Origin of the sequence: Nonomuraea sp. CA-141351 (assembly GCF_050944675.1) — a bacterium.
Taxonomy (GTDB): domain Bacteria; phylum Actinomycetota; class Actinomycetes; order Streptosporangiales; family Streptosporangiaceae; genus Nonomuraea.
On the sequence record NZ_CP191982.1, the window covers coordinates 38,019 to 63,976 of the forward strand.

At 69.0% G+C, this 25,958-nt stretch carries 25 protein-coding genes, 1 tRNA gene and 1 pseudogene; 13 read left to right on the forward strand and 14 right to left on the reverse strand.

Features of this window, described 5'->3' with window-relative positions:
• The first annotated feature begins 9 nt into the window (after positions 1-9).
• The gene (locus tag ACQPWU_RS00170) at positions 10-447 is read left to right on the forward strand and encodes a hypothetical protein (protein ID WP_433436026.1); all 438 of its coding nucleotides are present in this window, start codon (positions 10-12) and stop codon (positions 445-447) included.
• On the opposite strand, the gene ACQPWU_RS00175 is transcribed toward ACQPWU_RS00170, so the two are convergent.
• The 3 genes from ACQPWU_RS00175 to ACQPWU_RS00185 form a co-directional block, all read right to left on the reverse strand.
• A complete protein-coding gene (locus ACQPWU_RS00175; RefSeq protein ID WP_433436028.1) occupies positions 448-1,428 on the reverse strand; it encodes an LLM class flavin-dependent oxidoreductase in 981 nt (326 codons plus the stop codon).
• Between the two features lie 103 nt (positions 1,429-1,531).
• Complete coding sequence (locus tag ACQPWU_RS00180) at positions 1,532-2,875, reverse strand: glycoside hydrolase family 6 protein (protein WP_433436030.1); 1,344 nt, start codon at positions 2,873-2,875, stop codon at positions 1,532-1,534.
• Positions 2,876-2,996: 121 nt separating this feature from the next.
• A complete protein-coding gene (locus ACQPWU_RS00185; protein ID WP_433436031.1) occupies positions 2,997-3,566 on the reverse strand; it encodes a TetR family transcriptional regulator in 570 nt (189 codons plus the stop codon).
• Positions 3,567-3,662: 96 nt separating this feature from the next.
• Between ACQPWU_RS00185 and ACQPWU_RS00190 the strand changes: the two genes are divergently transcribed.
• From ACQPWU_RS00190 to ACQPWU_RS00215, 6 genes are read left to right on the forward strand one after another with little or no spacing between them, the layout of a single operon-like run.
• Positions 3,663-5,468, forward strand: coding sequence for an MDR family MFS transporter (locus ACQPWU_RS00190; RefSeq protein WP_433436033.1), 1,806 nt, complete (start codon positions 3,663-3,665; stop codon positions 5,466-5,468).
• Positions 5,465-5,875 carry a hypothetical protein gene (locus ACQPWU_RS00195; RefSeq protein WP_433436034.1) on the forward strand — a complete coding sequence of 137 codons (411 nt, stop codon included), beginning with the start codon at positions 5,465-5,467 and terminating at the stop codon, positions 5,873-5,875. The genes ACQPWU_RS00190 and ACQPWU_RS00195 overlap by 4 nt, the downstream gene beginning before the upstream one ends.
• Positions 5,872-6,108, forward strand: a complete 237-nt coding sequence (locus ACQPWU_RS00200; protein WP_433436035.1) for a hypothetical protein — start codon at positions 5,872-5,874, stop codon at positions 6,106-6,108. The genes ACQPWU_RS00195 and ACQPWU_RS00200 overlap by 4 nt, the downstream gene beginning before the upstream one ends.
• 13 nt (positions 6,109-6,121) lie before the next feature.
• Entirely contained in the window at positions 6,122-6,598 is a 477-nt protein-coding gene (locus tag ACQPWU_RS00205; protein ID WP_433436036.1) for a universal stress protein, read from the forward strand.
• 29 nt (positions 6,599-6,627) lie between these two features.
• Complete coding sequence (locus ACQPWU_RS00210) at positions 6,628-7,347, forward strand: M15 family metallopeptidase (protein WP_433436037.1); 720 nt, start codon at positions 6,628-6,630, stop codon at positions 7,345-7,347.
• Between the two features lie 12 nt (positions 7,348-7,359).
• Positions 7,360-8,205, forward strand: a complete 846-nt coding sequence (locus ACQPWU_RS00215) for an NUDIX domain-containing protein (protein ID WP_433436038.1) — start codon at positions 7,360-7,362, stop codon at positions 8,203-8,205.
• A 19-nt stretch (positions 8,206-8,224) separates the two neighbouring features.
• Here ACQPWU_RS00215 and ACQPWU_RS00220 read toward each other — a convergent pair whose 3' ends face one another.
• Complete coding sequence (locus ACQPWU_RS00220; RefSeq protein ID WP_433436039.1) at positions 8,225-8,551, reverse strand: STAS domain-containing protein; 327 nt, start codon at positions 8,549-8,551, stop codon at positions 8,225-8,227.
• Between the two features lie 51 nt (positions 8,552-8,602).
• Between ACQPWU_RS00220 and ACQPWU_RS00225 the strand changes: the two genes are divergently transcribed.
• Positions 8,603-8,689: transfer RNA gene (locus tag ACQPWU_RS00225), tRNA-Ser, on the forward strand.
• A 1-nt stretch (position 8,690) separates the two neighbouring features.
• On the opposite strand, the gene ACQPWU_RS00230 is transcribed toward ACQPWU_RS00225, so the two are convergent.
• On the reverse strand, positions 8,691-10,697 hold the full coding sequence (locus ACQPWU_RS00230; protein WP_433436040.1) for an AAA family ATPase: 2,007 nt from the start codon (positions 10,695-10,697) through the stop codon (positions 8,691-8,693).
• A gap of 114 nt (positions 10,698-10,811) precedes the next feature.
• Here ACQPWU_RS00230 and ACQPWU_RS00235 point away from each other — a divergent pair, with 114 nt between their 5' ends.
• Entirely contained in the window at positions 10,812-11,768 is a 957-nt protein-coding gene (locus ACQPWU_RS00235) for an NAD(P)H-quinone oxidoreductase (RefSeq protein ID WP_433436041.1), read from the forward strand.
• 5 nt (positions 11,769-11,773) lie between these two features.
• Positions 11,774-12,289: a bacterial proteasome activator family protein gene (locus ACQPWU_RS00240; protein ID WP_433436042.1), complete on the forward strand. Its 516-nt coding sequence runs from the start codon at positions 11,774-11,776 to the stop codon at positions 12,287-12,289.
• Between the two features lie 38 nt (positions 12,290-12,327).
• Here ACQPWU_RS00240 and ACQPWU_RS00245 read toward each other — a convergent pair whose 3' ends face one another.
• Complete coding sequence (locus tag ACQPWU_RS00245) at positions 12,328-13,098, reverse strand: HAD family hydrolase (protein WP_433436043.1); 771 nt, start codon at positions 13,096-13,098, stop codon at positions 12,328-12,330.
• Positions 13,099-13,348: 250 nt separating this feature from the next.
• Here ACQPWU_RS00245 and ACQPWU_RS00250 point away from each other — a divergent pair, with 250 nt between their 5' ends.
• On the forward strand, positions 13,349-13,552 hold the full coding sequence (locus ACQPWU_RS00250; protein ID WP_043619750.1) for a cold-shock protein: 204 nt from the start codon (positions 13,349-13,351) through the stop codon (positions 13,550-13,552).
• Between the two features lie 139 nt (positions 13,553-13,691).
• Positions 13,692-15,053: a hypothetical protein gene (locus ACQPWU_RS00255; RefSeq protein WP_433436044.1), complete on the forward strand. Its 1,362-nt coding sequence runs from the start codon at positions 13,692-13,694 to the stop codon at positions 15,051-15,053.
• Here ACQPWU_RS00255 and serS read toward each other — a convergent pair.
• The 4 genes from serS to ACQPWU_RS00275 all read right to left on the reverse strand — a co-directional run bounded on the left by serS (position 15,017) and on the right by ACQPWU_RS00275 (position 18,992).
• Positions 15,017-16,279, reverse strand: coding sequence for a serine--tRNA ligase (gene serS / locus ACQPWU_RS00260; RefSeq protein WP_433436045.1), 1,263 nt, complete (start codon positions 16,277-16,279; stop codon positions 15,017-15,019). The two genes, ACQPWU_RS00255 and serS, sit on opposite strands and share 37 nt — an antisense overlap.
• Positions 16,280-16,367: 88 nt before the next feature.
• Positions 16,368-17,288: a prephenate dehydratase gene (pheA, locus tag ACQPWU_RS00265; RefSeq protein ID WP_433436046.1), complete on the reverse strand. Its 921-nt coding sequence runs from the start codon at positions 17,286-17,288 to the stop codon at positions 16,368-16,370.
• Between the two features lie 56 nt (positions 17,289-17,344).
• Positions 17,345-17,764 (reverse strand): DUF4446 family protein, encoded by a 420-nt coding sequence (locus ACQPWU_RS00270; protein ID WP_433436047.1) that lies wholly within the window; start codon positions 17,762-17,764, stop codon positions 17,345-17,347.
• A gap of 22 nt (positions 17,765-17,786) precedes the next feature.
• The gene (locus tag ACQPWU_RS00275) at positions 17,787-18,992 is read right to left on the reverse strand and encodes a glycosyltransferase 87 family protein (RefSeq protein WP_433436048.1); all 1,206 of its coding nucleotides are present in this window, start codon (positions 18,990-18,992) and stop codon (positions 17,787-17,789) included.
• A gap of 475 nt (positions 18,993-19,467) precedes the next feature.
• On the opposite strand from ACQPWU_RS00275, the gene ACQPWU_RS00280 reads away from it, so the two are divergent.
• Positions 19,468-21,927, forward strand: a complete 2,460-nt coding sequence (locus ACQPWU_RS00280; protein WP_433436049.1) for a hypothetical protein — start codon at positions 19,468-19,470, stop codon at positions 21,925-21,927.
• 481 nt (positions 21,928-22,408) lie between these two features.
• Here ACQPWU_RS00280 and mptB read toward each other — a convergent pair.
• The 4 genes and pseudogenes from mptB to ACQPWU_RS00300 form a co-directional block, all read right to left on the reverse strand.
• A pseudogene (gene mptB, locus ACQPWU_RS00285) lies at positions 22,409-23,665 on the reverse strand (polyprenol phosphomannose-dependent alpha 1,6 mannosyltransferase MptB); the annotation flags it as partial.
• Positions 23,666-24,044: 379 nt separating this feature from the next.
• Complete coding sequence (locus ACQPWU_RS00290; RefSeq protein WP_433436050.1) at positions 24,045-24,779, reverse strand: glycosyltransferase family 2 protein; 735 nt, start codon at positions 24,777-24,779, stop codon at positions 24,045-24,047.
• Positions 24,780-25,120: 341 nt separating this feature from the next.
• Positions 25,121-25,468 carry an STAS domain-containing protein gene (locus ACQPWU_RS00295; protein ID WP_360686921.1) on the reverse strand — a complete coding sequence of 116 codons (348 nt, stop codon included), beginning with the start codon at positions 25,466-25,468 and terminating at the stop codon, positions 25,121-25,123.
• Positions 25,469-25,742: 274 nt separating this feature from the next.
• Complete coding sequence (locus ACQPWU_RS00300) at positions 25,743-25,904, reverse strand: hypothetical protein (RefSeq protein ID WP_433436051.1); 162 nt, start codon at positions 25,902-25,904, stop codon at positions 25,743-25,745.
• Positions 25,905-25,958: the final 54 nt, after the last annotated feature.

Consider the following 25,958-nt stretch of genomic DNA (forward strand, 5'->3'; position numbering starts at 1 on the left):
GTGAACACCATGACTGTGACTCTCGCCACCCTGACCCAGCAGACCGGACTCGCCGTGCTCGATCATCTCGAGCAGTCGGTACGCATCCCCGTCGTCGACGGCCTCCAGGCCCAGGGCGACCTCATCGTCATCCCCCACTCCGTCGTCGCCGCATCCGTACAGACGTTGTCCGGCTCCCTCTGGCAGCCCGTTCCCCCGGAGGGCGTCGAGCTCCTCCGAGGCGCGGCCGGCGGCAACCCCCACACGCTCGTCGCCGATCCGGGCACCTGCCGGTGGACGACCTGGGTGTCGGACCTGGACGGGCTGGCGATCGGCGTGTTCGAGGCGTCGGCCGCCGTCTACCTGTTGCATCCCGAGCATGGGGGTACGGGATGCGCGCCGGGCACGTACGTCGTGCGGCGCCAGCGCGAGCACGAGGGCCGCCGGAGCCGCCTCGTGGCGGACTGATCAGAGCCCGTGTGCCTCCGCCAGCAGCTCGGCCGAGCGCAGCCCCGCCTTCCTGTCGGGCGCGGAGAAGGCGACCATCAGCTCGTCGGCCCCGGCGTGCTCGGCGAACCAATCGACATAGTCCTTGACCTCGGCCGGATCCCCGACGGCAGAGTATTTGGCCATCTGCACGATCTGCTGCCCAGCCGGAGACCCGAGGATCATGTCGGCCTCCTCCGTCGTGAACGTGCGCCCCCGCCCCAGGAACCTGGTCACCCTCAGCCGCTTCGAGGCCAGGAACTGCTCCTGCGCCTCCTGCGACGTCTCCGCCGCGATCACGTTGAGCGCGGCGATGACGTACGGTCGGTCGAGCTGCGCCGACGGCTTGAAGTCGCGCCGGTAGAGCGCCACGGCCTCCTCCAGCGCGGTGGGCGCGAAGTGGGAGGCGAACGCGTACGGGAGCCCCAGCGCGGCGGCGAGCTGGGCCCCGAACAGGGAGGATCCCAGGATGTACAGCGGCACGTTCGTGCCCTTCCCGGGTGTGGCGTCCACGCCCGGGATCCGGGACTCGCCCGCGAGGTAGCCCTGGAGCTCCAGAACGTCCTGCGGGAACGAGTCGGCGGACGACGGGGTGCGCCGCAGGGCGCGCATGGTCTGCTGGTCGCTGCCCGGCGCCCGGCCGAGGCCGAGGTCGATGCGGCCGGGATGCAGGGTTTCGAGGGTGCCGAACTGTTCGGCGATGGTCAGCGGGGAGTGGTTCGGGAGCATGACGCCGCCCGCCCCGAGGCGGATCGTCCGGGTGTGGGCGGCGACATGAGCGACGAGCACGCTGGTCGCCGATGAGGCGATGCTGTCCATGTTGTGGTGCTCGGCGTACCAGATCCGCTGGTAGCCCAGCTCCTCGGCCCGCTGGGCCAGGGCCACGCTGGCGGCGAAGCTGTCGGCCGCCGTCTCGCCCTCGCCGATCATCGCCAGATCAAGGATGGACAGCGGCAGTGCCATGAGTACGCGCCTTTCGCAGAGCGGGTGTGACCTGGCACTGTGCAACAGCCGCCAAGGCGCGGTTATTTCACCGATGGGCCCCTTGACCGGGGCCCATCGGTTGTCAGGACGCCGTACAGGTCACCGGCGACGGGATGCCGTTCTGACTGCTCCAACTGGCCACGAAGCCGAACGTGGTGGTCGCGCCGGCCGTCAGCGCGCCGTTCCAGTTGAGGTTCGTGACGGTGACGGTGCCGCTGCCCGAGAGGTTGCCGTTCCAGAGCTGCGAGATCGTCTGCCCGTTCGGGAACGTCCAGCCGACCTTCCAGCCGGAGATGGGGGACGAGCCCGTGTTCTTCACGGTCACCTCACCCTGGAAGCTGCCCTGCCACTGGCTCGTCACCTTGTACGTCGCCGCGCAGCCCGAGGGGCCCGTGGTCGGCGTCACAGTAGGAGTGACCGTCGGGGTCGCCGTGGGGGTCACGGTCGGGGTCCCGGTGGGCGGTGGGGCGGCCATGGCGAGGTCGTACGCGCGCTGCGGCACGAACTGCCCCGCCGCCGCGATGCACCCGTCGGCCTCTCCCGGCGGCTTGACCCAGAGGTAGGCGTCGATCGCCGAGTCACCCGTGCTGGTGGTGCTCCAGATCCCCGTCGCGCGGCCCGCCGGGTCGCACCACTCGCTGCCCTGCGGTCCGTTGCCGTTGCGGCTGGTGTCGATGACCGCCTTCAGCTTGGACACGCCGGTCGCCGCGATGATGCTCTTCGCGTACGACACCAGCCCGGGCGTGGCCCGGTAATTAGAGGTGTTGAGGGCGATGCCGTCGGCGCTGTTGGCCACGTCGGCCCCGGCCAGCCTCGAGGCGGCCTCCGAGGCGGACAGCCACGCGTCGTGCCCGATGTCGAAGTACACCTTCACCTGTGACGACGTGCCCTTGAGTTTCTTGCCCGCGTAGGCCATGGACGCCTTGACCTCCGCCTGCTGGGCGGAGCTCATGCAGTTCGTCATGATGGCCAGCGCGTCCGGCTCCAGCACGATCGTGGCTGGCCGGCCGCCGAGACCGGCCGCGACCTGGTCGATCCAGGCCCGGTACGACGCGTGGTCCGGCGCCCCGCCCGCGCTGGCTCCGCCGCAGTCGCGGTTCGGCATCTCGTACACGGCCAGGATGGGGATCTTGCCTGCCGCGGCGGCCGCGCCGACGTACGCGTCGACCTGGCTCCGCACGGTGGAGGGGTTGTACGAGGCGAACCACCTGCCCTGGGGCACGGCGGCGATGCGGTCCCTGATCACCGGGGTACGGCTGTCGTTGGGGTTCGCGGCGACCCACTTGGCCGCGTTGGTCTGCGGATCCACGTAGAAAGCGGAGTCGGCGGCCGCGGCGGTGGTGGTCGAGGACAGGACGACCGACCCCGCCACGGCCATGGCGGCCGTCGCGAGGAGCACCGCCAGAACGGGCCTTTTGCGAGACATGAAATTCACTCCGTCCGTCATGTGGGAGCGCTCCCACCGGCATCCGGATCGTAAGTAGCCGCCACTGCCCACACAAAGACATCCGATCGCTGCCCGCGGTATATCCCCAGGTCAGACCCACCTAGGTAGGTGAAACTTTCAAGCACTCCTCGAAGACCGCGGTCAGGCGGTCGACGTCGGCCGGGGTGGGCGTCTCGGGGCCGAGGCGGCGGCGCATGGCGCCGATGCCGAGGAAGACCGCCGTGGCCATGCGCGCCCTGGCGTGCGCGTCCGGGCCGGCGAGACGTTCCTCCAGCGGATTGAGCACGGCCGTGCGCAGACGTTCCTCAGCGACCGCCTGGACTTCGGGGTGGCCGGCCGAGCGCTCCAAGGTGCGCAGGATGGGGCTGTCCGGCGGGTGCTCCATGCGCTCGGCCGCGTATTCGGCCAGCCGCCGCGGCAGGCTCTCGGCGTCGCCGCCGAACAGGTCGCTGAAGGCCGGCTCGCCGTCCAGAACCGCGCCGAACAGGCCGGCCTTGGACCCGAAATAGCGCCCCACCAGGGCGATGTTGGCGTCCGCGGCCGCGGCGATCATCCGAACGGTCACCCGCTCGTATCCGTGCTCGCCGAACAACGTGCGAGCCGCACACAAGATCCGCTCGCGGGTGGCCTCGCGGTCGCGTGGCCTGGCGTCCGTCACCTGGGCGTCCATGCCCGCACTCTACTCAACGGACCCCCACTTGCCGCGCGGCTAGTAAACACGCGTATACTCAACTCGAGTAAAGCTGTAGTAAGGGGATGTGGTGTAGTGGTAGCGCAGGCTCAGGCCGCACCCCCCGCGAGAAGGCAGTACACCCACCGCGAAATCCTCGAGGTCATGTCCGGGCTCATGCTCGCGATGCTCACGTCGATGATCTCGACTTCGGTGGTGGGCACGGCACTGCCGACGATCGTGGGGGAACTGGGCGGTCAGAACCAGTACTCATGGGTCGCTTCTGCGACCATGCTGACGATGACGGTCTCCACGCCGTTGTGGGGCAAGCTGTCAGACCTGTTCGGGCGCAAGCTTCTTTTCCAGACCGCCTTGGGGCTGTTCGTGGCGGCCTCTCTGGTGGCCGGTCTGTCCCAGGACATCGGGCAGCTCATCGCGGCGCGGGCCGTACAGGGCCTTGGCGTGGGTGGTTTGTCGGCACTCGCGCAGGTGATCCTGGGAGACATCGTCTCGCCCCGCGAGCGCGGCCGTTACTCCGGCTACATGGGTGCGGTCTTCGGGATCTCCACGGTCGCAGGGCCGTTGCTCGGTGGATTCCTGGTGGACACCGACTGGCTCGGCTGGCGCTGGTGCTTCTACGTCGTGGTGCCCTTCGCGGTGGTGTCCTTCATCGTGATCCAGAAGGTGCTGAAGCTGCCGAAGGTCAAGCGGAGCACCTCTATCGACATTTGGGGCGCGACCACGATCACAGCCAGCGCGAGCTCGCTCATGCTGCTGCTGACGCTCGGCGGCGTCGAGTTCGAGTGGAACTCGTTCTGGACGTACTTCCTGGCGGCGCTCTGCCTGCTCATGGTGGCACTGGCGGTGGTGGCGGAGCGGACAGCGCGTAACCCGATCCTGCCGCCGCGGCTGTTCCGCAACCGCACGTTCGTGCTCACCAGCATCGCCTCGCTGTTCGTCGGTATGTCGATGTTCGGTGCGATGATCTACCTGCCGCAGTATCTGCAGATCGTCAAGGGCCTCAGCCCGACCGAGTCCGGCCTGATGACGCTGCCCATGGTGGTGGCGCTGTTCCTGTCCGGCGTGATCTCCGGAAAGATCGTCACTCAGACCGGCCGGTGGAAGATCTTCCCGGTCGCGGGCCTGCTGATCGTGGCCCTCGGGCTGTTCATGCTCTCCAAGCTGCACGTGGACTCCAGCCAGTGGCTCATCGGCTTCGACGTGGCGGTGCTCGGCATCGGGCTCGGCCTGTCCATGCAGATGCTCATCCTGGCCGCCCAGAACGGCTCGGAGCTGCGTGACATGGCCTCGACCACGTCGGGCGTGTCGTTCTTCCGCTCGCTGGGCGGCGCCGTCGGCGTGGCGGCGTTCGGCGCGATCCTGACGAACCGGCTCAAGAACGAGATGGCCGACATGCTCCGGGCCGCGCACATTGCGCTGCCCGGCGGCGGGGACGTCAAGCTCGGCAGCCCGGGAGCGATCCAGCACCTTCCCGGGCCGATCAAGCACATCGTTCTGGAAGCGTTCACGCGGGGTCTGGAGACCGTGTTCATGGTGGGCGTGCCCATCGCGCTGATCGGGTTCGTGGCCACGATCTTCCTCAAGGAGCTGCCGCTGCGCGGCTCTTCGACGCCGCCCCCGGCGTCGAAGCCGCTCAGCAAGGACGACCTCGTCCTCGCCGGGCTGCTGCTCGAGCTCATCGCCCAGCGCATCGAGCGGGCGAACGGCGAACGCTCCGCGCTCCTCACCGCGGTCGCCCAGATGGCACCGCCGGACGACCGTACGGAACGCGAGCGGGCCAGATCGGTCGCACACAGCGTGCTGCGGCCCACCTCGCGCACCCTGATCGCCCAGGCCGCGCCCCCGCAGAAAGACCTCGTAACAGGAGGAATCTCACAATGATTCGCAAGTTCGTGGGCACCGTCGCGGCTGCCCTGGCCGTGCTGGCCGGGCTGTGGCTGATGATCTCGCCCTTCGCTCTCGGCACCCAGCCGGAGAACGCCGACTGGACGAACGCCACCCAATCCGAGTTCTTCAGCGGCCTAGGCGTGGCCGTCGTGGGCCTGATCGGCGCGATCTGCTTCGTGGCGGCCATCCACGAGGAGCTCGTGGTGCGGGGCCTGGTGGTCGTACGTCAGCGCCAGGCCGAGCCGGAGCCCGAGCCCGTGCCGGCGCCCCAGGCGTCGTCGGCCGAGCTGGCGAGCCTGCTTGCGCCGCTCGTCGAGGCGCTGCGCCAGGACCTCAGCAACTCGGGTGAGCACCGCCGGAACGGCAAGGCTTCCCTGGTCGGAGTGGAGGAGAACCGATGAAGGCAAAGCTGGGCATTTCCGCCCTCGTTCTGCTGTTCCTGGGCGGCCTGTGGCTGGTCGCCGCGCCGTTCGCGGTCGGCTACCAGGCGAGGGGCGCGACCTACGTGGACGCGACGATCAACGACCTGTGGCTCGGCGGCTCGATCGCCGCGATCTCGTTCGTGTCTCTCGTGATCTACGCGGCCGACGCCCTGCGTGACCTGGCCCGCCGCGGCAAGCACGCCGACGCCTGACGCGAGAAGTGCCGTGTTCGGCGGTGACACAGACCCCGCGTGGGAGCATCTGACCGGCAAGCTCCCAGCGGGGCAGTTCGAAATCGGCAAGGACGGCGCCGGCCTGCTCGTGGTCGGCTTCGACGGATCGGGCCCGAGCCGCAACGCGCTCGCGTACGCGGCCGGGCTCGCCCGGAGAGACAACGCCTCCCTGCTCATCGCTTTCGTGGAATCCCTCAACAGCGCAACGCTGTGGTTCTTCGCCGGGTCGCCGATCATCCCCGACGCGGCGGCCGATCTGGGTGAGGATCTGCGGGACGAGTTGAAGGGCGCGGGCGTGCCATGGCAGTTCGTCAGCGTGCGCGGTGACGCGGCGCGCGAGCTGGAGACGCTGGCCACCGCGCACATGGCCGACGCCATCGTGGTGGGGCGCTCGCGCTCGAATTGGCATGGTTCGGTGGCGGTCGGGCTTGCGAAAAGGGCTCGCCATACTGTGCTAATAGTGCCTTGAGCTGCTTGAACGTCGCATATGGTGGCGAGATGAAACGTGCTGCCGCCATGGCGTTCCTGGTGCTCGCCTCCGTTTCGTGTGGGATGCGGGCGCCTGCCACAACAGGCTCATCTTCCACGCTGCCCGCTCCCGCGCAACAGATGGCCGGCTCGGCCACGCCCGCGCCCGGTTCGACGGCTCCGCCGTCATTCAATGCGAAGGTCGCGAAGGTCCCCCGCGACCGCCTGCCGTACTCGTGGCGTCCCGGCTGCCCGGTCAACTACGGCGACCTGCGGCTGATCACGATGTCGTACTGGGGCTTCGACAACAAGCCGCACACCGGGGAGCTGGTGGTGCGGAAGACGGTCACCGACGACATCGTGACCGTCTTCAGGAAGCTCTACAACTGGCGCTGGCCGATCCAGCAGATGAAGCTGGTGGACGCGTACAAAGCCGACGACTTCGCCTCGATCGAGGCCAACAACACCTCGGCGTTCAACTGCCGCCAGGCGACCGGGTCCACTCACTGGTCCAAGCACGCGTACGGGGAAGCAATAGACATCAATCCCCTTGTTAACCCATACATAACTGCAAGTGGCGAAACGGCGCACAAAGCGTCCAAAAAGTTCACCAAGCGGCCTATGAGGGGGAAGGGCGTAATAAACCCTGGTGACAAGGTGGTAAAGGCCTTCGCCCAGGTCGGCTGGGAGTGGGGCGGCTATTGGTCGGGCGCCAAGGACCTACAGCATTTCAGCAAGGGCGGAGGCTGAGAGAATCACTCCATGGCGGCTAAGGACGGTGACGGCTGGACCGAGTGCTCCCAGGGCCACAGGCACTGGGGAGTGCACGGTGCCTCCGGGCTCCTCGTCGTGCACCATGACGATCTCGGCGTGCCGTACGTGCTCATGCAGAAGCGCTCCTGGTGGAGCCATCACGGCGGCACGTGGGGGCTGCCGGGCGGGGCGCGCGACAGCCACGAGGACGCCGTCACCAGCGCGCTGCGCGAGGCCATGGAAGAGGCGGCACTCGCCGGAGACGGGCTGCGGGTGCAGGGCGTCTACCTCGACGATCACGGCGGGTGGGCGTTCGAGACGGTGATCGCCGAGTCGCCCGAGATGATGGCCGCGGCGCCCGCCAACGGCGAGAGCAGCGAGCTGCGCTGGCTGCGGCTGCCGGAGGTCACCGACAGGCGGCTGCATCCCGGCTTCGCCGCGACCTGGGACGAGATCCAGGGAGAGATCAGGCCGGAGACCATCGTGCTCGACGTGGCCAACATCGTGGGCGCGCGGGCCGAGCCCGGCTGGTGGAAGGACCGGCTAGGTGCCGCGACGCGGCTGCTCGAGGCCGTGTCGAAGTCGCGGCTGGCGCACCCCGTCCTGGCGCAGTGGTATCCGCGCGTCGTGGCGGTCGTGGAGGGCCCGGCCAGGAGCACACCTGCTGTGCCGGGGATTCAGGTGGTCGCGGCCACGGGGAGCGGGGACGACGCGATCGTGGACGTGGTGCGACAGGCCAAGCCGTGGGAACGCGTGCTCGTCGTCACCGCGGATCGCGGGCTCCGGGAACGTGTGCACGAGTTGGGCGCCGAGACCGTCGGCCCGAAGTGGCTGCTGTCACAGCTCGACGAGTGACCTTGGGGCTCAGCGAGCCTCACAGTTCCGCGCGGAGCACGTCGTCGAAGGCGGCTTTGAGTCCCGTCACGTCGAGCACGCGCTGCAGCACCCCGTGCACACCGACCAGGCGTAACGATCCGGCCTGCGCGGCGACCCGGCGCTGGTGCTCCACCAGCGCCCACAGGCCGCTGGAATCGCAGAACTCCAGCTCCCTCGTGTCGATGACGACCCGCACGCACCCCTCGGCGAAGAGCCTGACCAGGCACTCCTTGAGCTGCGGGGCGGTGAGTTTGTCCAGGTCACCGTCGAGGCGCACGAGCGCCGCCGTGTCGCCGCGCTCCACCTCAACGTTGAGATCCGCCACCTCCTGAACGTACACCGCTGCCACTGCAGCCGCTATCGTGGTTTCCGCACAGGAGGGTTCGCATAGTGGACGAGTGCAGCCGCCTTGAAAGCGGCCAGGTCAGCGATGGCCTCGTGGGTTCGAATCCCACACCCTCCGCTCACTCGCGCATCCCCGCGAAACCGTCGCCCACATAGGCGGCGAGCTGCAGATAGGCGTCCCTGGTCGGCTCCTGGAGCCGGTCGAGGTCGATCTCCGCGCCCTCCTCCAGATGCGGGTCGTACGGCACGCGGATCACCGCGCGGCACCTGGCGGCGAAGTGGGCCTCCAGCTTTTTGATGTCCACCGCCGACTTCGAGCGCGGCCGGACGCTGCACAGCACCACGGTCGCGTTCTTCACCAGGTCGCCGTAGTGGTGCGCCTCCAGCCAGTCGAGCGTCGCCGAGGCCGCCCTGGCGCCGTCCACGGACGGGGAGCTGACCAGCACGATCTGGTCGGCCAGCCCGAGCACGCCGCCCATCGCGGAGTGGAGCAGGCCCGTGCCGCAGTCGGTGATGCAGATCGAGTAGAAGTTCTCCAGCACCTGGGAGACGGCCTGGTAGTCGGCGGCGCTGAACGCCTCGGAGACCGACGGGTCGCGGTCGGAGGCGAGCACCTCCAGCCGCGAGGGCGCCTGCGAGGTGAACGCCCTGATGTCGACGTAGCGCTTGACCTGGTCACGCTCGTTGAGCAGGTCGCGCACGGTGGCCGAGGTCTCCAGGACGAGCTTGTCGGACAGGGTGCCCCTGTCGGGGTTGGCGTCCACGGCGATGACGCGGTCGCCGCGCATCTGGGCCAGGGTGGCGCCGAGGCCGACCGTGGTCGTGGTCTTGCCCACTCCGCCCTTCAGGCTCAGCACGGCCACACGGTGATGACCCGCGGTGACCGGCGTGCGGGCCCTGGTCACCAGCTCGCGCCGGCGGCGTACCTCCGGGGGCTCGCCCGGCTTGATCCAGCCTCCGGACGCCTTGTAGACGATGCGGCGCCAACCCTTGGAGGGGGCGTTACGCCGGCCGCGTAGCAGGGACTCCGGGTCCAGGCTGTCCGCGGTGGGACGTCCGGTGACCGGGGGCCGCGGCGGGGCCGTGAACACCGGGACCGGCGCCGGGTGACGGCGCCGCTGCGCGGGCGGCGGGATCTCCCGCTCCGCGGGGCGCCACTCGTGCTGCTCGGCCCACTGCGGGTGTTCCTGCTGATGAGGGCGCTCGGGCGGCTGGAGATGCTCGGGCTCGTGAGGACGCTCCAGCTGGTGGGGAGGCTCGTCCTGCGAGGGACGCTCCTGCTGGAGCGGGTCGGCCCACGACGGCGCCTCCTGCTTGGACTCCGCCCACGACGGTGCCTCGTGCTTGGACGGCTCCGCCCACGACGGCCCCTCCGGCCTGGACGGCTCCGCCCACGACGGCGTCTCCGGCTCGGCCCATGAGGGCCGTTCCTCGGGCTCGGTGTGCTGAAGGCGCTCGTCCCCCGGCGAGCTGTCCCGCTCCGTCCACTGAGGAGGCTGGATCGTCGGGAGGGTGTCCGACGGCTCCGGCCACTGCGGCCGCTCGTTCTTCGGAGAGGTCTCCGCCCAGTCGTCCTCCTCGTCGTCGTCCTCGGCGGATTCGTCTTCGGCGGAGGATGCCTCCGGCTCCTCGGTGACCGGCTCGGGCGCGCGCGCCCACTCGGGCACCGTCGACCAGGCGGCGTCCTCCTCGCCGGCGGCCTGCTCAGAGGTCTCGGGCGGGGTGAACGACAGCGTGTACGTGTCGGTGTCGTCAGGACGCGGCAACGGCTTCAGCGGAGCGTGGAACGGGTCGTCGTCCACGCTGGGCGGCAAAGTCGCCGGCTCCTTCGTGGGCGTGCTGGCCTCGCCGAGCCACTCAGCCGCCTCGGTCTCGCCCTCAGGGAGGTCCTCGGCCGCCGCGGCGCCGTACACGGAGTCGACGGCTGCGCGGAACAACGGCGGCGTCGGCGTGTCGTGCTGCGCGGGGACGAGCCTCCACGGGTCCTGGGGGTACGGCGAGGCGACCGACTCGTCAGCAACAGCTGTCGAGGCGCTGACCGGGACGGGGGCCTCCTCCGTCTCCTTGATCGCGTCGAGCCAGGCAAGCTGTTCCTCTAGCGATTCCTCGCGATCGTGTCTTGCCACCGTGTTCCCCCTCGGGTGGGTCTAAAGGGGCAGCAAATACCTTGCAGGTTAACGCCATGGGCTACCGCGGAGCCCGGCAACCCACAACTTCTTTGCCCAGCTACCGTAGTTCGCATGCGAGCCATTGAGATCGCCGAGCCGGGCGGACCCGAGGTATTGGTGTGGCGAGAGGTGCCGGAGCCGCGTGTCGAGCGTGGTGACGTGCTCATCGATGTGGCCGCTTCGGCGGTGAACCGGGCCGATGTCATGCAGAGACAGGGATTTTACGATCCGCCGCCCGGCGCGCCGCCGTACCCGGGGCTGGAGGTCTCCGGTGTGGTGGCCGAGGTCGGCGCGGACGTCGAGCACTTCAAGCCGGGTGACGAGGTCTGCGCCCTGCTGGCAGGCGGCGGTTACGCTGAGCGCGTAGCCGTGCCCTGGCAGCAGGTCATGCCGGTGCCTGACGGGGTGCCGCTGGTGGAGGCCGCCGCGCTGCCGGAGGTGGCGTGCACGGTGTGGTCCAACGTCTTCATGGTCGGGCGGCTGCGCAAGGGCGAGACGCTGCTGGTGCACGGCGGCGCCAGCGGGATCGGCACGTTCGCGGTGCAGCTGGCCAAGGCGCTCGGCTCGCACGTCGTCGCGACCGTGGGCACGGCGGACAAGGGCGAGCGCGTCAGGCAGCTCGGGGCGGACGAGGTCATCAACTACCGCGAGGAGGACTTCGCCGACAAGGTACGCGCGGACGTGATCCTCGACATCATGGGCGCCAAATACCTCGCGGGAAACGTCCGGGCGCTCCGCACCGGCGGGCGGCTGGTGATCATCGGGCTGCAGGGCGGTCGCAAGGCCGAGATCGACCTGGGGGCCCTGCTCGCCAAGCGCGCCGCCGTCCACGGCACGACGCTCCGCTCGCGTCCCGTGGACGAGAAGGGCGTCATCGTGCGTAGTCTCGTGGACAACGTATGGCCCCTCGTCAGCGCGGGGGCGGTGCGTCCTGTGGTGCACGCGAGAGTCCCGATGTCAGACGCCGCCGAAGCGCACCGAATGTTGGATTCGGGGGAGCACGTAGGCAAGATCCTGCTAGTACGGTGAGTGTTATGAATGCTGAGGACAACAACACCCCCCACATCGTGGTGGTGGGCCCTGACTTCCAAGGCCAGGGCGATAGCGGTGAAGATGATCGATCGGTCACGAACCTGGTCGAGCAGCCCGCCAAGGTGATGCGCATCGGCAGCATGATCAGGCAGCTCCTCGACGAGGTCCGGGCGGCTCCCCTCGATGAGGCCAGCCGCAAGCGGTTGAAGGAGATCCACGAGTCCTCCATCAAGGAGCTCGAGGACGGTCTGGCGCCGGAGTTGGTCGATGAGCTGGAGCGCCTGTCGCTGCCGTTCACCGAGGAGAACGGCGCGCCGCCGAGCGAGGCGGAGCTGCGGATCGCGCACGCCCAGCTGGTCGGTTGGCTCGAAGGATTGTTCCACGGCATCCAGACCACGCTGTTCGCGCAGCAGATGGCCGCCCGTGCCCAGTTGGAGCAGATGCGCAGGGCGCTGCCCGGCGTGCCGGGCGACGACCAGCAGCACCGGCCGCCCGGCGGCTCGGGCCCCTACCTGTAGCGGCGCACGCGCCTGCTGCGGACAGCCGCTCAACGCAGCTATCCGTAGAGGCGCTCGATCACCTGCGCGACGCCGTCGTCGTCGTTGGCCGCGGTCACATGATCGACCGCCGCCAGCACGGCCGGATGCGCGTTCGCGACCGCGTACGACGTGCCTGCCCAGCTCAGCATGGGCAGGTCGTTCGGCATGTCACCGAACGCGATCGCCTCGGAAGGCTTGATCTGGTGCTGCGCGGCGAGCGCCGCCAGGGCCGACGCCTTCGTCACGCCCTGAGCGCTCATCTCGATCAGGCCCCTGCGACTGGAGTGGGTCGCGGTCACCAGATGGCCCACCAGTTCGTGCACGGTGGCCAGTAGCTCGTCCACATCCATGGCGGGGTGCAGGGCCAGCAGCTTCGCGCATGGACGCGTGGTCACGGAGTCGACGCGTACCGCTCGAGCCTGCTTGTCCAAGCCACCGAGCAGGAAATCGGACTCATGCGCAAAACCCACTTCATACTCGACCGAAAATACGAGATCGGACACGTTCGCTCTTAGCTGATCGACGACTTCCGCAAGCACGTCCACCGCGATCAGGTGAGATTCAACTATCCGTTCGGTATGGAGGTCGTAGATCAGTGCTCCGTTCGCACAGATCGCGAGCCCGCGGTGACGTACGGCACCCGCGACCTCGCCCATCCACCGGGGCGGGCGCCCCGTCACGAACACGAGCGCGGCTCCCGATTCCTCGACTTTGCCGAAGGCCGTGACCGTGCGGGGAGACACGGTTCCGTCGGTGCGCAACGCGGTTCCGTCGAGGTCGGTGGCCACTAGACGGGGTGTGGGAAGGCTCTGCATAACAGGTTCCAGTTTGCCTGGTGATGTCGCCTGGCAGAAATCTTCGTAGGTAGGGGAACACCAACGCGCCAGAATGGTGTTAGATGTGATGGCGTTGTATTAGCTGATCCCGTAGTGAAAACCAGCATGACTTTGTCTGAGCCACCCCGGGTGCTTGCTGTACGACACACCGGGACCCACGAGGTGTGGGTCCCATAGATTCACATCCTGAGGGAGAGCTTTTATGGCTCAGGGAACCGTCAAGTGGTTCAACGCCGAGAAGGGCTTCGGCTTCATCGCCCCGGACGGCGGTGCGCCGGACGTGTTCGTGCACTTCTCCGAGATCGTCGGCAACGGCTACCGCAGCCTTGAAGACGGCCAGCGGGTCGAGTTCGAGATCACGCAGGGCCAGAAGGGGCCGCAGGCCTCTCAGGTCCGAGCCATCTGACCTGTAGCAGCGAGACAGACCGGGGTTCGCTTCCAGCGGGCCTCGGTCTTTTGCTTGTTCCAGGTTGGTCACGGCCGCGAACCTTCTCCGCTTCCCGGCCATCCACCTCTACATGAGGTACGCCTGGTTATGTCACCCCGTGACCGTTGCCGGGGTTTTCGTGCTCTTCGTCAACGACCACCTCCTCAAGCAGGCCTGGCCCGGGTTCGTCACGGGCAAGCTCAGCGACGTCGCGGGACTCGTCGTGGCGCCCGCGCTGGTGGCGCTGCTCTTCTGGCGACGGGCCGACCTGGCGGCGACCGTACTGACCGGAGTGCTCTTCACGCTCGTGAAGGCCACGGAGACGGGCGCTGAGCTGGCTTCCCATGCTTGGACCCTCGTGGCGGGTCCATCGCGCGTCCTGGCCGATCCCACGGACCTCCTCGCCCTGCCTGCGCTCGCCCTGGCCTGGTGGGTACGGCGCCGCAGCCTGGAGTCGGACTCCACCCGGTGGCGGGTCATCGTCACGATGCCGCTGGCCGTGCTCGCCGTAACCGCCACCTCGGCCGCGCCCATGCCCCATGCCAGTTCCGTCGAGGTGGACGGAGACCGGATCATCGTCCACGTGCGGGACGGCTTCGCACGGATCTCAGAGGACGGCGGGGTCACCTGGTCGGAGAGCGACGCCTGGTCGCAAGAGAAGAGGCCCCTCCAGAGCGCCGCCTGTGTGCCCATGCACGCAACGCGGTGCTATCAGGTGGTGCCTAACCGGATGGCCATCGAGCAGTCCGACGACGGCGGCAAGACGTGGGGCCCGTCGTGGGCACTGACCGGGGATGACTACGAGCGGCTCAACAGGCGGTACTCGCGGGGGGACGGGCGAGCCTCAATGGCGCTGGCCGTGCAGGCCCGTCCGGGCGGGCACGTCGTGGTCGTCGCGAACGGCGTGGACGGCATCCTGGTCCGCGACGTGTCCGGCGAATGGCGGCGAGTCGGCTGGCCAGGCTCGCCGGAGATCGACGCGGTGGACCTGTCCCCGGAGCGCAACGTCGCCCTCTTCCTGGCCGCGTGCATGCTGTTCGGCGGCGTCGGAGCGGGGCTGAGCAAGTTCAACCGCGCATACATGGGCTTCGCGGCTGCCGCCTCCCTGGGCGTGTTCACCGCGCTCACCGGCTGGACGGCGACGTGGTCGATGAATTCCGACGTGGACATGGCACCCGTCCTGACCCTCATCGGCATGATCGCGGCCCTGGCAGGCGGCGTGGTGTGCTTCGTGCTGGCGTTGACGGGCCGGGCGCGATCTGTTCCCGTGGCCGTCGGGGCGCTGGCCGCACCACTCGTGTACGCGGGCGTCTACACGCCCTTCTACGGCTGGTCACAGGGCACCCCGGACGCGTACTGGGTCGCTGTCGCGCTGGCCGTGCTGCTGACCGGTCTCGTGGTGCTCGGGGGCGCCGTCCTCGTCAGGAACGACGCCCGCCGGGCTTACTTGGACGGCTCCAGCACGTCGAGCCCCACGTAGGGCCGCAGCGCCTTGGGAACCACCACCGAGCCGTCGGCCTGCTGGTGGTTCTCCAGGATCGCGACGATCCAGCGCGTGGTGGCCAGCGTGCCGTTGAGCGTGGCCACGTGCTGCGGCTTGCCGTCCTTGTCGCGGTAGCGGACGGCGAGCCGGCGTGCCTGGAACTCCGTGCAGTTGGAGGTCGAGGTCAGCTCGCGGTAACGGCCCTGGGTGGGGATCCACGCCTCGCAGTCGAACTTGCGGGCCGCCGACATGCCGAGGTCGCCCGCCGCCGTGTCGATGATCCGGTACGGCACCTCGATCTTGGCCAGCATCTCCTTCTCCCAGGCGAGCAGGCGCAGGTGCTCCTCGTGGGCGTCCTCGGGACGCACGTAGGAGAACATCTCGACCTTGTCGAACTGGTGGACCCGGATGATGCCCCTGGTGTCCTTGCCGTACGAGCCGGCCTCGCGGCGGAAGCACGACGACCAGCCCGCGTAGCGCAGCGGCAGCTCGCCGCCGTCGAGGATCTCCTGGGCGTGGTATCCGGCCAGCGACACCTCCGACGTGCCGACGAGGTAGAGGTCGTCCTCGGGGAGGCGGTAGATCTCCTTGTCGTGGGCCACGTGGAAGCCGGTGCCCTGCATGGTCTCCGGCTTGACGAGCACCGGCGTGATCATCGGCGTGAACCCGGCCTCGATGGCCTGCTGCATGGCCATGTTGAGCAGGCCGAGCTGCAGGCGGGCGCCGAGACCCTTGAGGAAGAAGAACCGCGAGCCGGACACCTTGGCGCCCCGCTCCATGTCGATGGCGCCGAGCGCCTCGCCCAGCTCCAGGTGGTCCTTGGGCTCGAAGTCGAACACCCGAGGCTCGCCGTACGTCTCGAGCACGACATAGTCGTCCTCGCCGCCCTCCGGCGCACCCTCCTCGACGATGTTGGGCACCGCCTGAAGAAGCTCGTCGAGCTCGGCCCCGAGCTTCTCCGCCTCCACCTCGGCCGCCTTGACCTGGCTCGCGAGATCCTTGGCGCGCTGGAGCAGCGCGGCCTTCTCCTCGCCCTGCGCCTTGGAGACCGACTTGCCCATGCTCTTCTGCTCGGCGCGCATGGACTCGAACGAGGTCAGCGCGGATCGACGGCGCTCGTCGAGCTCGAGCAGCGTGTCGACGACGGAGTCGTCCTCACCGCGGGCACGCTGCGACGCCCGTAGCCGGTCGGGATCCTCACGAAGGGTACGCAGGTCAATCACAAGCCAAAGGCTACCGGCGCGCGGCAGCAACTCGCCCCCGGATTACCGCGTACACGCGCTCTCGCATGGGAGCGCGTCCCGCAGCGTCTCAGACCTTGCCTGCGCGGATGCGCGCGAGCCAGTCTCCCGCCTCGGCGAACTCGGGATCGGACGTGCCCCGCTTGATCTGCGGCGCGATCCCGTCGGCCCGCGGGTAGCTGCCGAGGAAGCGCACCTCGCCGCAGATGCGGTGCAGCCCGGCGATGGCCTCCCCGACCCTGGCGTCGGCGATGTGGCCCTCGAAGTCGAAGTGGAAGAAGTAGCGCCCGATGCCGTCGCCGGTCGGCCGCGACTCGATGCGCGTCAGGTTGACCCCGCGCACGGAGAACTCCGTCAGCATCTCCAGCAGCGCGCCCGGGTGGTCGTCGGCGAGGAAGACGACCAGCGTGGTGCGGTCGGAACCGGTCGGCTCGGGCAGTGTGCCCGGGCGGCTCACCTTGATGAACCTGGTCACGGTGTCGGACCTGTCGCCGATGTCGGCGACCAGCTGCACCAGCCCGTAGTGCTCTCCGGCGATGCGGGCGGCGATGGCGGCGTCGTACGGCGAGCCGGGCAGCGAGACCTCCTGGGCCGCCGCAGCGGTCGAAGGAGCGGCCACCACGACGGCCTCGGGCAACTCACGCGCGACGAAGGCGCGGCACTGGGTGATGGCCGCGGGATGCGTGTAGACCCGCTTGATGTGCGGGATCTCGGTGCCGGGCCTGGCCAGCAGCGAGAACTGCACCGGCAGCAGCAGCTCGGCCGTGATCAGCAACGGCTCGCCCCAGGCGAACTCGTCGAGTGTCGTGGTGATCGCGCCCTCGATGGAGTTTTCCAGCGGCACGACGGCGCCGTCGGCGTCGCCGGCGCGGGCGGCGGTGAGCGCGGCGCTCACGGTCGCGCAGGGCAGACGCTCGGCCGTCGGGTCGAGGAGCCGCAGGGCCTCTTCGGTGAAGGTCCCTTCCGGTCCGAGATAGGCGAGTCTGGGCATGTATCAAGAGTATCCGCAGGTGGACCGCCCATGTGCCCTTTCGGCGCGGAGCGTGTCTACAGCGGCTCCGAAGCCCGGGACGGGATCATCGGCCCGAGCCCCAGCCTGGCCGCCCGCACCGCCTCTTCCTCCTCCGGCGACAGCGGCTCCCGCCCTTTCCCGCCCACCACGGGCCGGATGTACGTACGTGTCTCGCTCCGCCCGTTGATCGAGGTCAGCACGATGCCGTCACCGAGCCCGTTGATCATCGCCACCGAGAACGACAGCCGCCCGGTCATCTCGGAGAGCGCGTCGTACCGGCAGACGGCCACGTCCCTGATGGCCTTGAGATCCCCCATGCCGTCGCTGATCTGCCGGGAGAGCATCCGCTGGCAGTCCTCCACGACCGCTCTGGCCTGCTGGAGCGCCCTATACCCGATGAAGACGCCACTCACCCCGGCGACGACGCCCACGATCACCCATGTGGTAACGAGCACGGCACAGAGAGTAATGGTTCGGTCATGTGATCTTGCGGCGTTTCGGCAACCAGGACACCAACATCCACACGAGAGCCAGCGCCCCCAGCCCGAACCCGTTCTGGACGATCTTCCCCAGCACCAGGCTGACCCCCGGGATGTCGGCCGCCTTCAGCGAGACCCCCCACCAAGGGACGGGCACCACGTAGTACAGCCAGACGCCCGCCGCCACCCTCAGCCTGACCGGATCGCGCCCGTCCCCCACGATCGCTCCGAGCACCACGACCACCCAGGCCAGATGGTGGATCCAGGCGACCGGGGAGAGCAGCACGGCCATCAGCCCGACCAGCGCGACCGCGGTCATGTGGTCGTTCGCCTTGTACGCGTCCCGCGCGCCGCGGAACCCGTACCACGCGACCACGGCCACCACCACGATCCAGATCAGGGACGTCGCCAGATCGGGCATGTAGAGGCGGAGCAACATGCCGCGGATCGACTGGTTGGTGGTGGCCGCGTTCGCGCCGACCCGTCCGGGATCGAGCAGCGCCGAGAACCAGAAGCCGGCCGCGTCCCGCGGGATCACCGCGAACGGCAGCAACGTCAGCACCGCCGTCGTGAAAGCCGCCATGGAGAACGTCCGCCACTGCCGCGTGACGAGCAGGTAGATCAGGAAGACACCCGGCGTGAGCTTCACGGCCGTGGCCAGGCCGATCAGGAACCCACGAGGCCACCAGGGCTTTCTGGCCACGCAGTCGGCCAGGCACAACGCGACCAGCAGGATGTCCACCTGACCGAACCGCACCTGGTCCCTGATCGGCATCAGGTACGCGCAGGCCACCATGAGCAGCGCGAACACCCACGGCACGTACTGCCGCAGCGCCTCTCTCCGCAGGACCTCTCTGAACGCGAACCCCACGGTCACGGCCAGCGCCACGAAGATCCCGGCCGTCCAGACCCACTGGGCGGTCCCCCAGGACATCTTCGCCAGCGCCACGGCCAGCATCGCCGCGATGGGAGGATAGGTGAAAGGCAACAGCTGCGGGGCGGGCGTGACGTAGTCGTACACCGACCGGCCCTCGAGCAGCATCTGCCCGCCGGTACGGTAAACGTCGAGGTCGACCAGGCGTTGATCGTCGGGATTGGTGAGCCACATGTGCACCAAGGGCGCCACGGCCGCGGCGACCACGAGCACCACGACCGCCCACGCCCACCACTGCCGCCGTATCACCTGCACCTCGCCACTTGTCACGATGTGGCACGTTACCTTGGCTGTAGTTGATCGAGGGCAATCACTGGGGGTTCTGTAAATGCCACATGCCATGCCCAGCCGGTACGGCGAGCACGACGGACGGCATGCGCCTGCCCCTTTCACGGCAACAGACACACCTAGCGCAACATCGGCCTATAAGGGCACCCCAGCGACGCCCACCAGCCCCGCCCCGGTCCCCCCGCTCAAGCCGACCCCCATCACATCAACCCTCAGGCCGGCCCTCGCCACGCCAACACTCGAGCCAGCTCTCGCGGCGCCAACTCCGAAGCACGCCCTCGCCGCTCAGGGGAGCACGGGAGCCAGCGCCGCTCCGGCAGGCGGGCAGGCCCTCGCCACTCGAGGCAGGCGGACCCTCGCTGCGTGGGCGAGCAGGCAGGCCCTCGCCGCATGGGCCTGCAGACGAACCCTCGCCGCTTGGGCGAGCGGGCGGACCCTGGCCGCGCTCATCCTCAGCATGGCCGCCGCGATGTGCCTCATCCCATCGCCAGCGGCCGCCACGACATCCCTCACCACACCGCCCAGAGCAGCCACAAAGGCCACCCTCCAGACCGGCGCGCCAGCCACCAACACCCGACCAGCCGCCGGAGGACGATCCGCGCCGGCCGCCCAGGGACAGGTCGCTCAGGCGGCGCGCGTTGCCCTCATCGGCATACCAGGCCTCGAATGGAGCGACCTGGACCCGTCGCGAACCCCCAACCTGTGGTCACTCGTCAGCCAGGGCACCTCCGGCTCCCTCTCGACGCGCGCCGTACCGCCCCCGGACCGCGGCACCACCTGCCCCACAGCGGGCTGGCTGACCATCTCAGCAGGCCAGCGGGCGGGCACGGCGGGCAAGGGCTGCCCTCAAGCGCCCGCCCCACAACTCTCAGGAGAAGCCGCCAAGATCCCGGACTGGCAGACCCTGACCGCGTACCAATCCGAAACCGGATACGACGCCCAGCTCGGCACCCTGGGCCAGCTGGTGACGGACAACGGAGGCAAGGTCGCCGCCGTGGGCCCCGGCGCCGCCCTCGCTGCGGCCGACAAGTCCGGAAATATCGCCAAATACGCTCCCATCCCCGACGCCGTCGGCGACCTGACCCCGTACAACCTGATCATCATGGAGGTCGCCGACCTGGCCACCGCCTGGACCAAGCAGCCCTTGGACGAGTACGGCGTCCCCACCCCACTGCCGACCGCAGCCCGCCAGGAGGCCGCGACCCGCGCAGACCGCCAGCTCGGCGCCCTGATCGCCAAGCTGCCCGCCGACACCACCGTCCTCTTGGCAGGCGTCTCGGACGTGTCCCCGAACGCCCACCTCCACGTGGCGATCGCCAAGTCCCCGAACGGCCAGCCGTACGGCCACGGCTACCTGACGGCCACTTCCACCCGCCAAGACGCGCTGGTCACGATCACCGACCTCACCGCCACCACCATCCACCTCCTCGGCCTCCCCGCCCCGCGCCAGGTGGTCGGACGCGCCTGGCAGCCCAACGGCCCCACCTCCGCAACACCGGCCGACACGGTGACGGAGCTGGCGGACGGTGACCTGGCCAGCCAGGTGCTCCGGGAGGTACGCGGCCCGTTCTTCACCGTCCTGGTGACGGTCCAGCTCCTCTTCTACGCCTTCGCCGCCCTGGCCCTGCGCCGCCGCCGCTCCCCCAACCGTTCAACCCTCGCGTCCGACACCTCCGAGGGCACCTTTCCGCCCACCACTGACACCCCTTCATCAGCCGACTTCGCGGACACCTCTGCCCCGGCCCCCTCACCGGCCGACTTCGCGAGCACCACAACTCCCGCCGCCTCACCCGACGACAACGCCAGCACCACAACCGCCACCCCGTCGCCCACCGACATCGCGAGCGCCTCAAAGCTCCTCAAAGCCGTCCAGATCGTCGCGGTGGTCAGCGGGGCCATCGCCGTCTCCACGTTCCTGGCCCAGCTGGTGCCGTGGTGGACGATGCCGGTGCCGATGCTCTCGGTGATCGTGACGATCCTGGCCATCGCCGGTCTGGTCACCGCCCTGGCCTTCGCCGGACCGTGGCGGGCTCATGTGCTGGGCCCGCTCAGCGTGGTCGCCGCCGTGACCTCCCTGGCCCTCCTCATCGACGTCATGACGGGCTCAAAGCTCCAGGTGAACGCCGTGACCGGCTACGAGCCCGTCACCGGAGGACGCTTCTACGGCTTCAGCAACATCGCCTTCGCCGTCTACGCCACAGGCACCATCCTCGGGCTGGCCGGGGTGGCCCAGTGGTTGCTCGGCAGGGGTGTGTCCAGGGTCGTGGTCGTCGGGGTGTGCGCGGTGTACGGAGGGGTCGCGGTCTTCGCGGACGGGTGGCCTTCGTGGGGGGCGGACTTCGGCGGCGTGCCGGCGTTCGTGATCGGCTTGTCGGTCTTCCTCATACTGCTTTCCGGCAAGCGTGTGTCCCTGCTGAGGCTGCTGCTCGTCGGCCTGGTGGGAGCCGTGCTGGTGGGCACCCTTTCCGTCGTCGACTGGCTGCGTCCCGATGACCAGCGGACTCACCTGGGCAACTTCGTGCAGCAGATCATCGACGGTCAGGCGTGGACGGTCGTCGGGCGCAAGTTCAGTGCCATGATCGGCGTAACCATCGGAAACTGGTCACTGACCCTCCTCTCGCTGGTCGCGCTGGCCTTCCTCTTCCTGGTGCTCGCCCGCCCATCGCGCTGGGGCGCCTCGGCCCTCGGCCAGGCGTACCACCTGGCTCCGACGCTCCGGGCAGGTCTTTTCGGCGCTCTCACGTGTGCCTTCGTCGGCTTCCTGATGAACGACTCCGGCATCGCCATCCCCGCTATGGCCCTGACGGTGGCCGTGCCGCTGACGCTGGCGGCCTGCGTTCGCGCCCTGCAGCTCGCCAAGCCCACAGGATCAGTGCCGCCGTCAGGGCAAGCAGCGCCCACGCGAGCTGAGGCCTGAGCACGGTCATCAGCCACTCGAGGTCCTGTGGCTGCCCCACCACCCTCGCCGGGAGGTACGCGAGCGACAGGACCAGCAGGTGCGCGACCACGAACCCGTCCAGCGCGGAGGCCGTCACCAGCGCCAGCAAGCCGAGCGCCAGGCCGTCGTACCAGGGCAGGATGTACGGCGTGGCGAACAGGTATGCCACCACCAGCCCCACCGCCACAACCGGCGCCTCAAGCCCACCGGCTCCAGGCGAGGCCCCCAGAATCACCCCGTTCGACGCGTCGCCGTCCTTCGCCGGGCGCGCGATGTCTCTGCTTCGGCCGACGCCCAACATGTCTGCATCTTCGCTCGACGTCCCCGATGGGGGGCGATTCGCTCCATCCGCAACCTCGTTACCCGCCTGGCCCACAGCCTCGGCGCTCGCTCCACTAGCGGCCCCGCTACTCGCCTCCCCCACAGCATCGTTACCCGGTCCGCTCGCTGAGAGCCGGCTGGACCGGCTGGAGCGGGAGGCCAGGCGGAGCAGGGACCAGGCGGTGAGCGTGAGGACGAGGAGGGAGCCGATCTGGATTTCCGCCCGGTAAGCGCTGCCGGTGCCCACGATGGCCTGGAGCCAGCCCTGGACGAGCTTCCAGAACGAGACGTGGGAGATCGATTTGCTGGTGCGTGTCATCGGGGCGATCGCCTCTGGACCGACGATCGCGTATCCGGCGACCACCACCACGAGCGCGCACACCGCCATGAGGGCCAGGCGGGCGGGTCGTCGCCGTAGCTCCCAGGCCGGGCCGAGCGCCACCAGGCCGGCGTTGACCTTGATCGCCACGCCCAGCCCGAGCAGGACGCCGGAGCCCATGGGGCGGTTTCTGGCCAGGAGAGCGGCGACCATGCAGGCGATGGCGAGGGTGTCCACATGCATGCCCGCCACCAGCTGGTAGAGCAGGAGTGGGTTGGCCGTCCACAGGACAGCGGCCCTCAGCCGCCTGGTGGGATCGTCTCGGGTGAAACGGTCGATGAGGAGGCCCGTCACGATGAATGCGGCGGCGTTGAACAGGGCCAGCACGAATATCGTCAGGCGGAGCGAGTCGCCGCCGATCCAGCTCGCCACCGCTTGCAGGGCCGTTGCCACGGGGCCGTACACGCTGGGCTCCTCGCGCCACGGATCCTCGACCGCGTCGGCGATGGGGTCGCCCGGCAGGTCGACCGCGCCATGGGTGTACGGGCTCAGGCCGAGCGTCACCATGCGACCGTAGGCGGCGTAGTTGAGGTGGTCGCCGGATCCGGAAGGAGGCAGGAACGCGAGGATTGCCGCGGTCACGCAGCCCGTGAGCACGAGGATGCGGGCGCTGGGCAATCGCAGGCGGCCCCTTCGGGTGCCTGCCTCGCCTTCCCGTGAGTGGGGGGACGCGCTGGCGTCGCGGACCAGGGCGAGAGCGGCCAGGACGCCGAGGCCGCCCAGGATGAGCGCGGCCGCGGCAAGAGCCACCACCAGGTGAGGCTCGGGGTGGACGTCAAGAGAGTACGGCGGGTGCCAGCTCGGGCCGGTCAGGGCGGGGACCATCGGCGACGGGCCCAGGAGGCCTATGGTGATCGTCAGCAGGATCGAGGCGCCGATCGCCGCCGTGGCCGGCCCCGCGAGCCGGCCGCGTGCCTTTTCGAACCGCTTCTCCGAAGTCACCGGCAAATTCCAGCACACTCGCAAGGCGGCTTCGGACGGGCGAGGCATTCCTGTGGATAACTCGGATCGGGCCATGGCCTCTGTGGATCACGGAGCCTGAGCTGCCCGATCGTGGACTTCGAGCTCAGGACCGCAGAGGCTGCCCGAGCTGAGGATCACCGACCCTGACCTGGGGATTGCGGCAAATCGTCGGGCCTGGGGCGCAAGCCGGGGTGGCCGCCGAGGACGGCCGTGACTGCGCCTGGCGCCGGCAGCATGGCGTCCGTCGGCGCTTGAACCGGGTGTCGTGGAGCCCGAGCACAGGGGCTCCACGGCACGGTCGCGAAGTGAAACCGCCCGGCCCGAGGTGCGGCCGGAAGTGACGCCATCCGGCACAGGGAACGGCCACAGGGAACGAAGCCGCCCCGCATTTCCCAGTCGGCTGATCAGCTCGATGTCCAAAAGGCGGAGATGGTCAGCGATTGAGCCGAAGTTTGTCGAGATTTTGGGCGATAAGCGGCTCCCTGGTGGCCAGGGCTCGCGCCACGTCCCGGAGTTGCCTGGCTCGATGGAGCTGTGCCCGCCAGTCCGTCCCCGTGGCACGGTGGGCCATCTCGACCTCGACCTCCACGACCCGGAACCCCTTGCGCAACAGGTCGATCGTCAGCGCCGTCTCCACCCCGAACCCGTGCGCCAGCGGACGCGCGGCTTCGAAGGCGGCTCTGGTGAGGCAGCGCTGGCCGTTGAGGGGCTGGACGGGCTCGAAGCCGGTGGCTCGGCGGATGCCCTCTTTCGAGAGGCGTACGACTAAGCCGTGGCCGCCCAGCTTCACCCTCGTCGCGAAGACCGCGATGGTCATGTCGGCCTTGGACGCGCGTACGGGCTCGATGAGAGGTGCGGCGGCGCGGGCCGTTTCGCCCAGGTCGGCGTCCAGGAAGAGGAGGTGGCGAGGGCTGCGGTCCTCGTCCAGGAGGCGGACTGCCTCCGCTCCTGTCTCCATCGCGGCGGCCTTGCCCTTGTTGCGGCTGTGCCGCACCACCCGGGCTCCCGCCGCGCGCGCCACCCTGCCGGTCTGGTCCGTCGAGCCGTCGTCCACGACCACGACCAGATCCACGCCGGGCAGGTTCGCGGCTGCCGTGACGGTGGCCGCGATGCGATCGGCTTCGTTGACGGCCGGTATGACGACCGCTGTGTCGCCGTCACCACTCATCGAGCATCACCTCCGTACACGACACCCTCCCGAGGCCGGGCGAGCAAAATGGCCGACATCCGAGCGCGGCCCCCACCCGAGCGCCACTGACGTCCCGAGCGCGGCCCCCACCCGAGCGCCACCGGCGTCCCAAGTGTGGCCCCCACCCGAGCGCCACCGGCGTCCGAAGTGTGGCCCCCACCCGAGCGCCACCGGCGTCCCGAGCGCGGGCCGACCGGCGCCGATGGCCCTGTCCAGGTCACCATCGCCACCGTAGCCGACATCCGCACTTCAACGCGGCACGCCGCCGACCGGAGGCCGCGCCGACACGAGTCCGCGCAGGCGGACGCGCACGGATAATGTCATGATCCCTCGGTTATGAGGAACTCCTGCGGCACCTCATCGTGCACGGTGAACACCGAGTCGAGCCCGGTGACCTGCAGAATCTTCCGTACGGCAGGACGCGGGGCGGCCACCTCGAGCGCCCCTCCCTGCTCCTTCATCCGTTTGAGTGCCGACAACAGCACATTCATCCCCGTGGAGTCACAGAAATCCACGGCGGACATGTCGATGACCACCCGGCTGGGCCCCTCCTTCAGCAGCCGAGTGAACTCGGTCTGCAGGTGAGGCGCCGTGTAGAGGTCGATTTCTCCGGTGATGGCAACGAGTGCTGACCCGGCATGTGATCGAGTCGAGACCTTGAGCTCCACATGGGCAGGCTAGCGGCGCGGAGGCTTCCGGTCACGTTCTCACGCCGATAGGGGAACCACAGGTTTTTGTCCTCCGTTTGGGCTCCATGGAAACGGAGAGTACGCGAAGCTTGACAACGTGATACCAGAACCAGCGCGGCCTCATGGAGAAGGAGGGGCTGGGGCACGGCCGGCGGGCCCCGCGTCGATGAAAGCAGACAAACCTGAAGATCCTCAGCGTCAAGGACTCCGGGAGCGCCTGGAGACCATCCTCATCCGCACAGAGAAGGCCACGTCATGGCATGAAGAAGCAGAACGCCTCCGCAGCCTGGTGAACCGCGAAGGCTACGTCCCCATCCGCACCCGGCTCGCGATCGAGGATCTCGACTTCGTGGCGGGTGCCCGCACTGATCTGCTCAGGTTCCTGGAGCTCGGGCTGAGGCTGCTGGATCTCCATCAGCCGAGGGACGCGGGAGGCATCACCAGCGACGCCGCCCACCCGATCCTGCGG